This is a genomic window from Kangiella marina, from assembly GCF_039541235.1.
GTDB classification, from domain to species: domain Bacteria; phylum Pseudomonadota; class Gammaproteobacteria; order Enterobacterales; family Kangiellaceae; genus Kangiella; species Kangiella marina.
Genome location: NZ_BAABFV010000001.1, coordinates 1,023,675 through 1,037,387, shown reverse-complemented (window position 1 = coordinate 1,037,387; position 13,713 = coordinate 1,023,675). Strand labels below are relative to the sequence as shown.

General features: G+C 46.6%; 14 protein-coding genes. 1 reads left to right on the top strand and 13 read right to left on the bottom strand.

The window, feature by feature from the left end:
- Nucleotides 1–27: 27 nt before the first annotated feature.
- Genes ABD943_RS04515 through ABD943_RS04500 form a run of 4 tightly spaced genes read right to left on the bottom strand, consistent with a single transcriptional unit; the run spans nt 28 to nt 6,387 of the window.
- On the bottom strand, nt 28–1,515 hold the full coding sequence (locus ABD943_RS04515; protein ID WP_345291984.1) for an efflux transporter outer membrane subunit: 1,488 nt from the start codon (nt 1,513–1,515) through the stop codon (nt 28–30).
- On the bottom strand, nt 1,508–4,648 hold the full coding sequence (locus ABD943_RS04510; protein WP_345291983.1) for a multidrug efflux RND transporter permease subunit: 3,141 nt from the start codon (nt 4,646–4,648) through the stop codon (nt 1,508–1,510). The genes ABD943_RS04515 and ABD943_RS04510 overlap by 8 nt, the downstream gene beginning before the upstream one ends.
- A 9-nt stretch (nt 4,649–4,657) precedes the next feature.
- The gene (locus ABD943_RS04505) at nt 4,658–5,803 is read right to left on the bottom strand and encodes an efflux RND transporter periplasmic adaptor subunit (protein ID WP_345291982.1); all 1,146 of its coding nucleotides are present in this window, start codon (nt 5,801–5,803) and stop codon (nt 4,658–4,660) included.
- Nucleotides 5,800–6,387 carry a TetR/AcrR family transcriptional regulator gene (locus ABD943_RS04500; RefSeq protein WP_345291981.1) on the bottom strand — a complete coding sequence of 196 codons (588 nt, stop codon included), beginning with the start codon at nt 6,385–6,387 and terminating at the stop codon, nt 5,800–5,802. Before ABD943_RS04500 ends, ABD943_RS04505 begins: the two co-directional genes overlap by 4 nt.
- Before the next feature lie 231 nt (nt 6,388–6,618).
- Between ABD943_RS04500 and ABD943_RS04495 the strand changes: the two genes are divergently transcribed.
- Nucleotides 6,619–7,974, top strand: coding sequence for a M24 family metallopeptidase (locus ABD943_RS04495; RefSeq protein ID WP_345291980.1), 1,356 nt, complete (start codon nt 6,619–6,621; stop codon nt 7,972–7,974).
- A gap of 32 nt (nt 7,975–8,006) precedes the next feature.
- Here ABD943_RS04495 and ABD943_RS04490 read toward each other — a convergent pair whose 3' ends face one another.
- The 9 genes from ABD943_RS04490 to ABD943_RS04450 are packed head-to-tail and all read right to left on the bottom strand — an operon-like array spanning nt 8,007 to nt 13,710.
- A complete protein-coding gene (locus ABD943_RS04490) occupies nt 8,007–8,468 on the bottom strand; it encodes a DUF4442 domain-containing protein (protein WP_345291979.1) in 462 nt (153 codons plus the stop codon).
- Entirely contained in the window at nt 8,455–9,222 is a 768-nt protein-coding gene (tatC, locus tag ABD943_RS04485; protein WP_345291978.1) for a twin-arginine translocase subunit TatC, read from the bottom strand. The genes ABD943_RS04490 and tatC overlap by 14 nt, the downstream gene beginning before the upstream one ends.
- 5 nt (nt 9,223–9,227) lie before the next feature.
- Complete coding sequence (gene tatB, locus ABD943_RS04480) at nt 9,228–9,587, bottom strand: Sec-independent protein translocase protein TatB (protein WP_345291977.1); 360 nt, start codon at nt 9,585–9,587, stop codon at nt 9,228–9,230.
- A 21-nt stretch (nt 9,588–9,608) separates the two neighbouring features.
- Nucleotides 9,609–9,857, bottom strand: coding sequence for a twin-arginine translocase TatA/TatE family subunit (tatA, locus tag ABD943_RS04475; protein ID WP_345291976.1), 249 nt, complete (start codon nt 9,855–9,857; stop codon nt 9,609–9,611).
- A gap of 28 nt (nt 9,858–9,885) precedes the next feature.
- Nucleotides 9,886–10,224, bottom strand: a complete 339-nt coding sequence (locus tag ABD943_RS04470; protein ID WP_345291975.1) for a histidine triad nucleotide-binding protein — start codon at nt 10,222–10,224, stop codon at nt 9,886–9,888.
- Nucleotides 10,225–10,250: 26 nt separating this feature from the next.
- The gene (gene ubiB, locus ABD943_RS04465) at nt 10,251–11,903 is read right to left on the bottom strand and encodes a ubiquinone biosynthesis regulatory protein kinase UbiB (protein WP_345291974.1); all 1,653 of its coding nucleotides are present in this window, start codon (nt 11,901–11,903) and stop codon (nt 10,251–10,253) included.
- On the bottom strand, nt 11,904–12,539 hold the full coding sequence (locus ABD943_RS04460; protein WP_345291973.1) for a ubiquinone biosynthesis accessory factor UbiJ: 636 nt from the start codon (nt 12,537–12,539) through the stop codon (nt 11,904–11,906).
- A complete protein-coding gene (ubiE, locus tag ABD943_RS04455) occupies nt 12,539–13,303 on the bottom strand; it encodes a bifunctional demethylmenaquinone methyltransferase/2-methoxy-6-polyprenyl-1,4-benzoquinol methylase UbiE (RefSeq protein ID WP_345291972.1) in 765 nt (254 codons plus the stop codon). Before ubiE ends, ABD943_RS04460 begins: the two co-directional genes overlap by 1 nt.
- The gene (locus ABD943_RS04450; RefSeq protein ID WP_345291971.1) at nt 13,300–13,710 is read right to left on the bottom strand and encodes a gamma-butyrobetaine hydroxylase family protein; all 411 of its coding nucleotides are present in this window, start codon (nt 13,708–13,710) and stop codon (nt 13,300–13,302) included. The genes ubiE and ABD943_RS04450 overlap by 4 nt, the downstream gene beginning before the upstream one ends.
- Between the last annotated feature and the right edge of the window lie 3 nt (nt 13,711–13,713).

Genomic DNA, 13,713 nt, shown 5'->3' with positions numbered 1-13,713 from the left:
AACGGAGAGGAATAAACTTGCGGTTGTTTATTCAGCATCTCCAGAACGTGTCATTTCTGAATCACTTGCTTCAGCGTTCTTCTGAGGCTCATAAGTTACTGCTTTGTCGCCGCCGCCTAAAGCTTTGTATAACGAAATAACATTCGCCAGTTGTGCACGTTCGGTTTCGAGCAGCGCTTGTTCTGCCGAGAACTTATCTTGTTGCGCGTTTAACACTTCAAGATAACTCGCTAGGCCGGCTTTGTATTTTGCTTCTGCTAACCTCAGGCGTTTACTTTGTGCTTTAACCAGAGAGCGGTTGGCTTGCAGTTCTCCATGATAGGTTGAGCGGTTTGTCATTAATTGATAAACCTCGGAGAATGCTTGCTGCACGGCTTTTTCATATTCTGCTATTAAGCGCTGTTGCTGTGCTTCAGCGATGTCTACATTCGCTTGCAATCCATTGTTGAAAATAGGGATGCGAATTGACGGCATAAAGCTCCAAGTCTTCGAGTCGCTATCAAATAAATTATCAAACTCGGTACTGGAGTAACCGTATTGCCCGGTTAAACTGATGGACGGAAAGAAGGCGGCTCGAGCGGCGCCGATATTAGCGTTTGCGGCATATAAACTTTGTTCCGCAGACAGTACGTCAGGGCGACTTAATAGCACATCCGAGTTAATGTTGTCAGGAAGCTCTATAGCCATCTCAACCAACTGTAGTTGTTGGCTATCAAAGTCCACGGTAGACAGCGGTTTGCCGATCAGCAATTCTAATGCACTCTTGGCAGAGGCATGAGCGCGTTCAAAGCGAGCCTTCTGCGCACTAACGGTGGCTAGTGCGGCTTGAGCTTGTGCTAAATCGAGTTCACTGGCTATGCCTGTATCTAACCGCTTTTGAATTAAGTCGAGGCTATCCTGGCGACTTTGCAACGTCTTTTCTGCCAGATTTAAACTGCGGTGGGCCGAAATCCAACTGTAATAAGCATTTGCGGTTTGCGCAATCACGGTTAGTTTGACGGAGCGTGCTGCTTCGGCGCTGGATAAGTATTGCGCCAGTGCAGCATTATTCAGTGAACGTACACGGCCAAATAAGTCCAATTCGTACGACATTAAACCGACGTTTGCGCTGTACACATCCTGAATGCTATCAACGCCGGGAATCGTGAAAACGTTAGCCGAGTTTTTAGTGCGCGATTGACTGACTTCACCATTAATTGTGGGAAATAAATCCTCACGTTGAATTTGATAACGCCCTTCGATCTCCGCCATGCGCGCGATAGCAATGCGCAAGTCTGTATTCGACTGCAGTGCTTCTTCAATCATGACTCGTGCGTTGGAATCAGGAAAAAAGTCCTGCCAAGCTTCAAGCGTAAAAGCGGCATCCTGAGCTACCAGATTTTTCCCAAGGCTTTGCTCAATAGAAGTTTGCGGGCGCTCGTTACTCGGCGCCATGGATAGACAGCCAGATAAAATCAAACTAGCTGCCAAGGCCGTGACGGAGGTTAGGCTTTTGCTGGTTAACGATTTAGTCATCTTTAATCTCCATACCTTTAGCGGCAAGTTCGTAATGTTTTAGCTTTCTCGGGAAGATCTTACGCACCAGCAAGTAGAATACGGGCACGAAGAAAATGGCCAGCACAGCCGCGGAAATCATACCGCCCATAACGCTGGTCCCAATCGCTTGGCGACTGGCAGAGCCTGCGCCTGTGGCAAGTACCAAAGGCAACACGCCCATGATGAACGCTAATGAGGTCATCAGGATAGGACGTAAGCGTAAGCGACAGGCTTCGGTCACTGCTTCCAGCGCGCTTTTCCCTTCGCCCTGTGCCTCGCGCGCAAACTCGACGATAAGAATCGCGTTTTTCGCCGACAGGCCAATAATGGTAATTAGCCCGACCTTGAAGTAGATGTCATTGGCCATCGAGCTTAATTCTGCAAAAAGAATGGAGCCTAAAATACCGAGTGGCACGACTAAAACAACAGACAGTGGTACTGACCAGCTTTCATAGAGTGCTGCTAACACCAGGAAAATGACCAAAAAGGATAAGCTAAAGAGTAACGCGGTTTGGTTACCGGCTACTTTTTCTTCGAGCGATTGCCCGGACCACTCGTAACCAATACCTTTGGGTAGTTGCTCTGCAAATTGCTCCATTAACATCATAGCTTCACCCGAGCTAACCCCTGGGCCACCGTTACCGGTGATCGGCATCGACGGTGATCCGTTGTATCGAGTGAGCTTGGCTGGTGCTTCAGTCCACTTGGCGGTAGCAACTTCAGAAAGGTTAACGAGATCGCCCTTGTTGTTTCGGATCTGCATGCTGAGGATTTCATCGGGAGTGGAGCGTGTTTCTGCATCGGATTGAATCCATACTTGGCGGACTTTTTGACCTTCGACATAGTCATTGATGTAGGCTGAACCTAAGGCAATTTGTAGCGTGTTGTTTAACTCACCAATATCAATGCCCAGTGAGCGTGCTTTGACACGATCAACTTCAAAGGTTAGAAGCGGTGCTGGCGGAAGAGTATCCGGACGAATTTCTGCAAACTTGCCTGACTCACCGGCCATACCAATTAGCTGAAAGGCCGCCCCCATTAATTGTTGCGTGCCGACGCCTGATTTGTCCTGTAACTGGAAGTCAAAACCGCTGCTGTTACCTAAGCCTGGGATGGAGGGCATGTTGAAGACAAAGGTGTTGCCTTCTTGGAACTTTGTGAACTCAGCAGTGGCTGCACCTGCGAGTTGATCGGCGTGACGCATTTCTTCACGTTCGCCCCAAGGCTTCAAGTTAACAAAAGTAATCGACGTATTTTGTCCAGTTCCAAAGAAGCTGAATCCCGCGACCGTAATGATTCGCTCGACTTCGGGTTGCTCTAGGAACCATGCATCGGTTTTTTTGGTTAACTCTAAAGTACGAGCACGCGTTGAACCTGATGGCATTAACGACGATGCGACGATGAATCCTTGATCTTCGGACGGTACAAAGCCTGTTGGCATACTGGCAAAGCGCCAGCCAACAAACGCGGTAATCACAGCAAAGACGCCCATGGTGATCAACAAGCCGGTTTTGCTGAATAGCTTTTTGACGTTGGTCATGTAAGTATCAGTGAACGTGTTGAAGCCTTTATTGAACCAACGGAACGGCGCCCATTCTTTTTTTCTTTCTTTTTCCTTCTTCAATAGACCTTGCGCGATGGCTGGGCTTAATGACAAGGAGAGGAATGCAGAAATAGAAACGCTGAGTACAATGGTCAGCGAGAACTGCTGGTAAATGCGACCGACGGAACCTGAGAAGAAAGCCATCGGAATAAATACTGCAATCAACACAGCCGTGGTACCAATAATGGCGCCAGAAATCTGCTTCATGGCTTTCTTGGTCGCTTGATAAGGGCCAATATCTTCTTCGTCGAGAATACGTTTAATATTTTCGACAACGATAATGGCGTCATCGACCACGATACCGATGGCTAACACCATGGCGAACATGGTCAGCATGTTAATAGAGAAGCCGAGCAAGTAAAGCCCCATCCCCGTACCAATCAAAGAGACAGGAACGACGATAAGCGGGATTAAGGTGGTGCGCCAGCTTTGTAGGAATAAAAACATGACCAGTGTTACGAGGAACACCGCTTCAATCAAGGTCTGTAACACTTGGCTAATTGACTCGTCGACGAAGATCGACGTGTCGTAAGGAATCACCCACTCAACATCGTCAGGGAAGTATTGTTCCAATTCCGTCATTTTGTTTTTGACGGCCTCGGCGGCTTCCAGTGCATTACCAGCATTACTCAGCTTCAGCGCGAATGCAGCGGAATCTTGACCATTTAGCATGGCCGCGGAACCATAATTATTGGCGCCACGCTCAATGTCCGCAACATCTTTTAGACGAACCACGGCGCCATCGCTGGATGAACGCAGAATAATATTGCCGAATTCTTCGGGCGTCGATAATCGCGATGGCACTAAAATCGTTGCGTTAATTTGTTGGTTACTGGGTGAGGGTAACGAGCCCAACTCACCAGTCGCTAGTTGTGCGTTTTGATCACGAATAGCCTGAGAAATTTCACTCGGCGTAATGGCGTATGAAGCCATCTGTTTTGGGTCAACCCAGATACGCATGGCGTAAGTTGAGCTAAAGAGTTGGGCGCTACCAATACCATCGATTCGACGCATTTCGCCGAGTATGGCGCGGTCAACGTAATCACCCAGATCGGTAGCATCATGCGTACCGTTAGGGGAATACAGTGACACCACCATTAAAAAGTCTGGACGGGTTTTATCAATATTCACACCCTGAGTTCGAACTGACGCTGGTAAGCGTGCCTCAACCCGTTTTAAGCGGTTTTGCACCTCAACCCCAGCGATATCGGTGTCAGTCCCAGTAGCAAAAGTTAGGACAATGGTCGAAGTGCCGGTGCGCGAACTTTCCGACTTAATGTAGCGCAAGCCCTCGATACCGTTCATTTCTTCCTCGATGACGCTGGTTACCGTGTCTTCGATGACTTTGGCCGAAGCACCAGGGTAACTAGCCGTCACTGTGACCTGTGGCGGAGATATGTCTGGGTACGCCATTACGGGCAGGTTCTGCACGGCGAGCGCGCCGCCAAGCAGTATCAGTAACGAGATGACCCATGCAAAGATTGGTCGATTAATAAAAAACTGTGCCATAGAGAGTGCCTATTGTTGCGTATGAGACGCTTCTGGTTCTGTCGGTTTGGTGGTGCTTGGCAAAATTTGTACCGGTGTTCCCGGTTGTAAGAACTGGGTATTGCTGACGATGACTTGATCACCTTTACTGAGGCCTTTCTTGACTACCCAGCCAGTGCCTATCATGGGACCCAGCTCAACCGCCTGCATGGCTAATTTGCCCTCTTTAACGACTTTGACCATGGCGCCCTGAGCAGTCATTTGGACCGCTTTTTGTGGCACTTGCAGCAAGCTTTGTGAGTCAGCAACGGGCGCCTTCACTCGAACAAACATCCCTGGTAGTAGCTTGTAATCAGGGTTTTTTACGAGGGCTCTGAGTTGCACTGAGCCGGTGTCCGGATCGACCGATAAACTTGAAAACTCAAGGTGACCGGGGTGTTCATAGGGTGTGCCATCGTTGAACAAAATTTCGATGCTCTGAGTTTCAGAATCGGTCGCGTCAGAGTTCGAAAACAGATCACGCATTTTATTGAGTTCCGTTGGTGAGCGCGTAAAGTCGACGTAAACCTCGCTTAGCTGTTCGATGGTTGCTAAATGTGTGGCGTTAGTCTCGCTGACCAAAGTACCTTCGGTGACTAAGGCACGACCAATGCGGCCAGAAATAGGAGCTTCAACCGTCGCATAATCTAGGCTAATTTGTGCTTTTGCCAGTTCTGCTTTTGCTTGTTCCACGCGGGCATCTGCCTGCTGGCTTTGAGCGAGGTAAGTATCGTATTCTTGTTGGCTGACAGCGCCTTGCTTCAATAACTCTTCATAACGTTTTAAGGTTTGCTTGTTGAGTTTTTGCTGAGCCACTGCATTGCTCAAATCCGCTTTGGCTGCGGCGTAGTTTGCCTTCATGACGCGATCATCAATTTGGAATAAGGGTTGCCCTTGTTTGACATCTTGGCCTTCGGTGAAAATTCGCTTTTCGAGAATGCCGTTTACTCGCGCTCGAACTTCCGAAGTGCGAATGGCAACAACACGTCCAGGCAAGTTTTGTGTGATGGTTGTCGTCTCCGAAGTGACTTCAGTGACTTCTACGGGCACGGCCTGTTGCTCGCCTTGCTGTGCTGCAAAGCTCAGTGATGCGCTAGAGGCCATTAAAAGTGTGCCGACTAGTAATAGTTTTTTCATGCTGTCTGTCCTTGCGTCTTTTGCTTGGAGTTGCTTAAAGCAGCCCAGGCAAAGTTGACCATTGATTCAATTTTTTCGTCGGAAATGTCGATTTGGCTGACATAGTAATAATGCATTAAGTAGCTGATTCCACCATAGATCGATAAGTGTTGTTCGGGGGCATCTGGGGAACCAATGACACCTGCTTTGTAAGCATCTTCATAAAGCTTGATAAAGGTTTCAAAGACAGGGTAGAGCTTGTCTCGCGTTTCCTGCGTAATAACCGGAGAAAAGGCGTACAAGTGTAAAAACCTGAAGTAATGACAGTTATCGAGCATAAAGTGAATGGTCGAGGTATAGACCTTCTTGAAGCGCGCTTCAAAACTGGTTCCGGGATCATAGTGCTTGAGCAAAAACTCAACTTCATTCTGTTTGACATAGAGGAAGCATTCGTTGATCAGGTGTTCCTTCCCCTCGAAATAGTTGTAAACACTGCCTGTTGCAACTTCGGCTTCCTTGGCGACTAGCGCCATCGATGAGCCTTGCAGGCCGCGTTCGACAAAAGAACGAATCGCTGCCTCAAGAATTTGATGCTTCTTGGACATAGTTAAATACAATAAAATGAACGTTCATTCATTTTATGGGCTTTGCTGACTTGGTGCAAGCATTTAAAGACGGCTATAGTGTTACATTCTGTGTTTTAAGAGGGGACTCTCGCAAGATGCAGTTTGCTCGCTACGGTGGTACTATCAGTAAAGCCCTGATAAATCAGATAATTTTTAAAGCCTGTCCTAAACAGCTATCGGCAAAAAACTATGGGACGATAGGAGATTTCAATGAATGTGTGGTTAAAATGTAGTGTCATCGTGGCAACCTTATGCGCTTCGTTAACGGTTAAAAGTGAACAGTATGAGCAAGGATTAAAAATAGCTGAGTTGCCAAAGGTATTGTCGCATCGCGATCGAGTTGAGCCCGTTAATCGTATTTTACAGCATCGACTTGATCACTTGCTGCCGCGCTTAATGAAGGAATCAGAGCTTGATATGTGGTTAGTGATTAATCGTGAGTATGGTGAGGATGCACTATTTTATACTCTGGTTCCTGATCCTACGTTTGCTGCACGTCGCACGACGCTATTGGTCTTTGCTAAGAAAGGTAACACCGTGGAGCGATTTAGCGTCAGCCGTTACGACATTGGCGATTTTTACAAATCACGCTGGCAGGGTGGAACGGTTAATCAGCAGTGGGATCGATTGGCAGAAATCATTGAAGATTACGATCCGAAAAGTATTGGTATCAATGTCAGCGAAGAGTGGGCGTTGGCTGATGGGTTAACGCAAGGGCTGCATCAAAAACTGCTCAAGCATTTGCCGAAGACCTATCAGAAGCGATTGGTGAGTTCAGAGAATTTAGTTATTCGTTGGATGGAAACGCGCACGGCACCAGAGCTGGAGGTGTACCCTCAGATCGTTAAAATTGCGCGCGGGGTGATTGATGAAGCCTTTTCCAATAAGGTGATTACGCCAGGCGTGACGACGGATCAGGATGTCGCTTGGTATATTCGAGAGCGCTTTGAGACGTTGGGTGTTAAGCCTTGGTTTCAACCTTATGTCACGATTCAAAGACAGGGTGATAAGAATGAACCGAACTCACCATTCTTTGGTAAAAGTAATCGAACCATTGAGCCAGGCGATGTGATTCATACAGACGTTGGGATCTGTTATTTGAAACTGTGTACCGATACGCAGGAAATGGGGTATGTCGCTAAGTTTGGTGAATACGAGGTGCCGCAAGGCTTGGTCAAGGCATTAAAGGTCGGCAATCAATGGCAAGATATTTTTACCGCAGAGTTTAAAAGCGGACGAACGGGCAATGAAATATTAAAGGCGACCCATAAAGAGTCACAACGACAAGGGATAAACTCTAGCACCTATACGCATCCGCTAGGTTTTGTCGGTCACGCTATTGGACCCACTATCGGCATGTGGGATAACCAAGGGCCGACGCCGGTAAAAGGCGACTGGAAACTGTACCCGAATACAGGCTACGCGATTGAAGGGAATGTCAAAGTGAGCTTACCCGAGTGGGATGATCAACTGATTCAAATCATGTTGGAGCAGTCAGCAGTGTTTGATGGTGATCAGGTCATTTATCTAGGCGGTCGTCAAACGGAGTGGCACTTTGTGCGGTAAGATCGTTTAAACCAAGACTGAAAAGGCAGCGTTTAAGCTGCCTTTTGTTTCTTTGAAATATGGATTGTCTTCCAGACTTTAGCAATTAACAGTCCGTCTTCATCTTTAATATCAACTTCAAAAACAGGTTGGATTTTATCAGCGTTTAGGAGTTGCTGTTTTAATTCGTTAACCTGCTCTTGAGTAACGTGAAACTCAGCGAAAACGTCTTTTCGCCCAGGCTTGATGAACTTGATTTCAGATTTTTTATCCCACACCACGTAGTCACGTCCCATCTCATGCAAAAGCAGTAGCATATAAAATGGATCTGTCATTGAAAAAAGTGAGCCGCCGTAATGGGTGTTGACATAGTTTCGATTAAACCAGTATTTGCGTAACCGAACTTTGGCGTACGACCAGTCGTCGGCAAGTTGAAGAACGCGTATTCCAGCTCCCCAGAAAGGTGGCCAAAGGTTTAGGACACGCTTAAGAGTTTTGGGCTTAAGTGTTTTCATCACCGTCCTCAATTGTCTGACTCTCGGTTTTTTTAGGCGAGTAGGCCTTAGCGAATACCAGTCCCAGCTCAAATAGAATCCACATAGGAACCGCTAGCAAAACTTGCGAAATCATATCGGGTGGTGTTAGCAGCATCGCGAACACAAAAATACCGACCACGGTGTAAGGGCGAGTATTGGATAATGTCTCGTGGCTCACTAGCCCTGACCAAATCAAAAGCATGGTCGCGATCGGAATTTCAAAAGCAAGACCAAAGGCAAAGAACAGCTTCAATGCAATCGACAGTACGCTATTGATATCGGGTAGGTAATTGACGTCTTGTGGCCCAATGGTCGACAAGAAACCGAAGATGATAGGAAAAATAACAAAGTAGGCAAACGCAATACCAGCGTAAAAGAGTAGGATGCTGCTCACCAAGAGCGGTACGGCAAAACCTTTTTCGTGTTTATAAAGCCCTGGAGAAATAAACAGCCATGCTTGATGCAGAACAAATGGCATGGCGATAAAGATAGCCATGACAAAGGCTAGCTTAAAGGGTGCGAATAGCGGTGCAGTAACGTCGATGGCGATAAGGGTTGAGCTTTCTGGAAGCGCCTCTTTAAGAGGCTTGGAGAGCCATTCGTAAAGCTCATTGGCAAAGAAAGCTAAGCCAATAAAAATAACGATAATGACTAAAACAGAGCGTAGCAAACGCGAGCGCAACTCGATTAAGTGCGATAGCAATGGCATGTCATTAGCGTTAGAGTCACTCATAGGGGTTAGCGCTGTTTGTTTGTGTCATCGAGATTGGAGGCGTCGCTTTTCAGCGCTTGTTCTGCTTTTTGCTTAGCGTCTTCAGCAGCTTGAATTTTTCGCTCAGCTTCATCTCTGAGTTTTTGTAAATCGGTTCCTTCGGCTTGACGCTTAATCATGGCTTCGTGTTCGGCGAGCTTTTTTTTCATCTCGTCGAGTTCGAGTTCACGATTAACCTGATGATTAAAGTTGGTCACGGTACGTTTGGCTTTACCTGCCCAGCGCCCAAAGGTTTGCATAGCCTTAGGTAAGCGTTCAGGTCCTAGCACAAGGAGCGCTAGGATCAGGACTAATAGTAATTCAGAGAAGCCAATATCGAAGGGCATGAGCTACTGGAAAGTATCGGGTTATGATTTTTTATTGTTTTCAGTCTCTTTTGAGTCTGAAAATTCAGCATCAGGAGTGCTGTCATTACGGCCATCTTTCAACTGCTCTTTATCTTCCGACTGTTCATTTTCATCTTTAAACGCTTTCTTAAAGTTTTTTAAAGCTGCGCCAACATCGCCACCTGCGTTGCGTAATTTTTTTGTACCAAACAATAGCAAGATGATGACAAGAATAATGATCAATTGCCAAATACTAATATTACCTAACATTGGAACCTCTACTTAAATCAATTGGCGCTTACGCAAACGGCATTTTACCGCCACCACCAAGAATATGGATGTGTATATGATACACTTCTTGCCCGCCTTCATCACCTGTATTAATCACGGTACGGAAGCCTTTTTCACAGCCAGCCTCATGGGCAATCTGAGGAACTTTTCGCATCATGTAACCGAGAAGCTCCTGATCGTCGTCTTTAACCTCAGCTAAGCTTGCGATGTGCTTTTTTGGAATCATCAGCAGGTGAACCGGGGTTTTCGGGGCAATATCCTTGAAGACGTAGATTTTATCATCTTCATAAACCTTTTCTGATGGGATATCACCATCAATGATCTTACAAAATATACAGTCGCTCATAAGCTCAATTACTCCCAGCTTGAGATTTATTTTATCTTAATTGGCCACAGACTTTTGACCAAGAAGAGCAGTGATATTACACCTGTACTTAGGCTTGGAGCCCAGTCATGAGGTATTCCAAGGTAGAGCAGTCCGCTTAATAGTGCAAAGCCACTACCGATAATAGCGTGTTTTTGTGCCGCATTTTGACGCAGCTTATATTGCTCCAGCTGGGTCAATTCTTGCTTTAGGCCTTCAAATTTCTCTAGCTCTTGTCCTAGTTTTTGGACATTATCGAATAAAAGCCCTGGAATTTTTGGGGCTTTATGCAACCAGTCGGGTAGCTGAGTCTTCACTTCCTCAAAGATAGCTTTGGGGCCAATCTGTTCTCTGAGCCACTTTTTAAGATACGGCTGGGCCGTTTCCCAAAGATCCAGCTCTGGATACAGTTGACGTCCTAAACCTTCGACATAAAGGAGGGTTTTTTGCAGTAAAACCAATTGCGGCTGAACTTGCATGTTAAAACGTCGCGCAGTCTGGAACAATTGAATCAAGAAGTGACCAAAGGAAATTTCCGCTAACGCTTTGCCAAAAATCGGCTCACAAGCTGCACGAATAGCCGATTCGAATTCTGGGATAGAGACATCTTCATCAATCCAGCCGGACTCGACATGCAATTCTGCGATGCGCTTATAGTCTCGATCAAAAAAGGCGAGGAAGTTATGAGCAAGATAACGTTTATCATCTTCATCCAAGGTGCCCATAATGCCGCAGTCGATGGCAATATATTGAGGTTTATCTGGGTCACTGGTATCGACAAAAATATTACCCGGATGCATGTCGGCATGGAAGAAACTGTCACGGAACACCTGTGTGAAGAAGATTTCAACACCCCGATCCGCCAATACTTTCATATTGACGCCATCCGCTTTTAAGCGACCAACGTCACCAATAGGAACCCCTGAAATCTTCTCGACCACCATGACTTTGCTGCGTGTAAAGTCCCAGTAGACTTTGGGGACATATAACAGCTCTGAATTGGCGAAGTTATGGCGCAAATGCGAGGTGTTCGCGGCTTCGATTCGAAGGTCGATTTCGCGCTCTAACGTAGAATCGTATTCTTTTATGACTTCTTTGATACGAAGGCGGCGCGCCTCGCTTGAATACTTTTCAGCCCAGTTCGCCAACTCGTACATCATGCTTAAATCACGGCGAATTTTTTGTCGAATATTCGGGCGTAGTACCTTAATAACGACGGCTTCACCTGACTTTAACGACGCTTCATGTACCTGAGCAATTGAGGCCGAAGCGAGGGGGATTGGGTTAAAGTCACTAAAGACGGTTTCTAGCCTTGTGCCTAGTTGCTGCTCGACAAGCTGCTTGGCTTCCTCTGAAGGAAAAGGTTCTACTTGATCTTGAAGTCGGGCTAATTCATCGGCGATATCCGGTGGTACGAGATCGCGTCTAGTGGAGAGCATCTGTCCCAACTTGATATAAATTGGACCAAGCTCGGTTAACGCTAACCGTAGGCGCTCACCACGGGATTTATCGTGAGCTGTTTTTTTGAAGCTCAATGAAAACAGTCGTGCCACAGGACGTAGCACCGCCAACGGGGTTGGTGCTAGAAACTCGTCGAGACCGTAGCGAACTAGGGTACGGTTGATTTTTAACGCATGATGTAACTGTCGTATCGTATTCATCTAGTGCGACGGTTCCTGTTGTGGTTGTTCTTGTTGTGACTGCTGTCTTAAACGCTCTATGCGCATACCTAAACGTTCCACCCCAGACTTTAAGTCGGCGATGTCGTCATAGAAGTTTTCAAGCTCAATTGACGCTGGAACCGCTTTGGCTTCAAAACGCAGGTATTCACTGGCGTTGTTCTTGGCCGTTTGTGTGCTGCTTTTTACCCAGTCAAACATGGCTCGACCATGGTTAAACAGTTGGTGAGCAGCGATATCACCGATGTAGTGAGATAAATGTTCTTCCCAGTCGATATCCAGTTGGTTAAAGAACTTTTGGAAGTTTTGTGCAGTACTAATTTCACCTGAGAAGCGGACGTCACCTTTGAAAATAGGGTCGCTATCGTCTCCTGAGGCTAGGTTAAAAAAGGATAGCAGGCTGCCGGTTAGTTCTGCATCGGGCTCGACTTCAAGGTCACTCTTAACCACGATATAACTCTCATCAATGCTAAAGTACAGTTGTTGCCCGATATCGGTGAAATGGAAAGCGATAATTTTTTGATTTAATGGGTGTAAGCGCTGTTTACCTTCTGGATCAAGGCTGATAACTGTATTGATGACGGTTTCGATAGTCGGGGCAAAGAGCTCAACCAGCATTAGAACTTTTTCCCTATATGAAGCGCTACTACGCCGCCAGTTAAGTTGGTGTACTCTGCGTCATCGAAGCCTGCGTCCTTCATCATACCCATTAGCGTTTCTTGATCGGGGTGCATACGAATGGACTCTGCTAAATACTTGTAGCTTTCAGAGTCATTAGCCACCAGCTTGCCCATCGCAGGCAATAACGAGAAAGAGTAGATATCGTAAACTTTTGATAATAAAGGCAGTGCTGGTTTTGAAAATTCCAAAACCAATAAGCGACCACCCGGTTTTAATATACGGTACATCGACTTCAGCGCCTTTTCCTTTTCGGTAACATTGCGTAGGCCAAAAGCGATGGTGATTCGATCAAAGTGATTATCAGGAAATGGTAGGCACTCGGCATTGGCTTGTACGAAATCAACATTTCCGACGACACCGGAGTCGACCAGTTTGGCGCGACCGACTTTGATCATAGAATCATTAATGTCGGCAAGCGTGACTTGGCCTGTTGGGCCGACAATTTTAGAAAACTTAGCGGTTAGATCGCCAGTGCCGCCAGCAATATCCAGAATCTTTTGACCGGGACGAGCTGCTGCTCGCTCAATGGTGTAACGTTTCCATATACGATGAACACCAAAAGACATCAGATCATTCATGACATCATATTTGCCGGCTACCGAGTGGAAGACCTCGGCGACTTTCGCCGCTTTTTCTTCTTTGGCGACAGTTTGATAGCCAAAATGTGTTGTGCTGTCGTTTGTGTTTTCGTCTTGTGTCATGACTTTGAATCTTCTTTAGTTGTAGGGTCTGGAGTAAAGACTCCGACGCTGCTATCGGTAGAGCGTTGCAATCCAGCTGCGGCTAACCGTTTAAGGTAAGTCTGCCAATTGTCAGCGTAGTCACGCCCTAGCTCAAATAATGTTTGCCAAGTATACAGTCCGCTGTCGTGTCCGTCATCAAAACTGAGCTTAATGGCATATTGGCCGACTGGCTCGACGTCGGTGACGGTGATATTTTTTTTGCCACCTATAAGAGTGAGCTCTTGATTACCATGCCCTCGTACTTCCGCTGATGGTGAAAAAACGCGGAGATACTCATAGGGTAATATATACGTGTTACCCGAAAAGCAGACCTCAAGCTGTCGTGATTTCTGATGGAGCTTGATTGTGCTTGGAGCTTCGCTCATGGC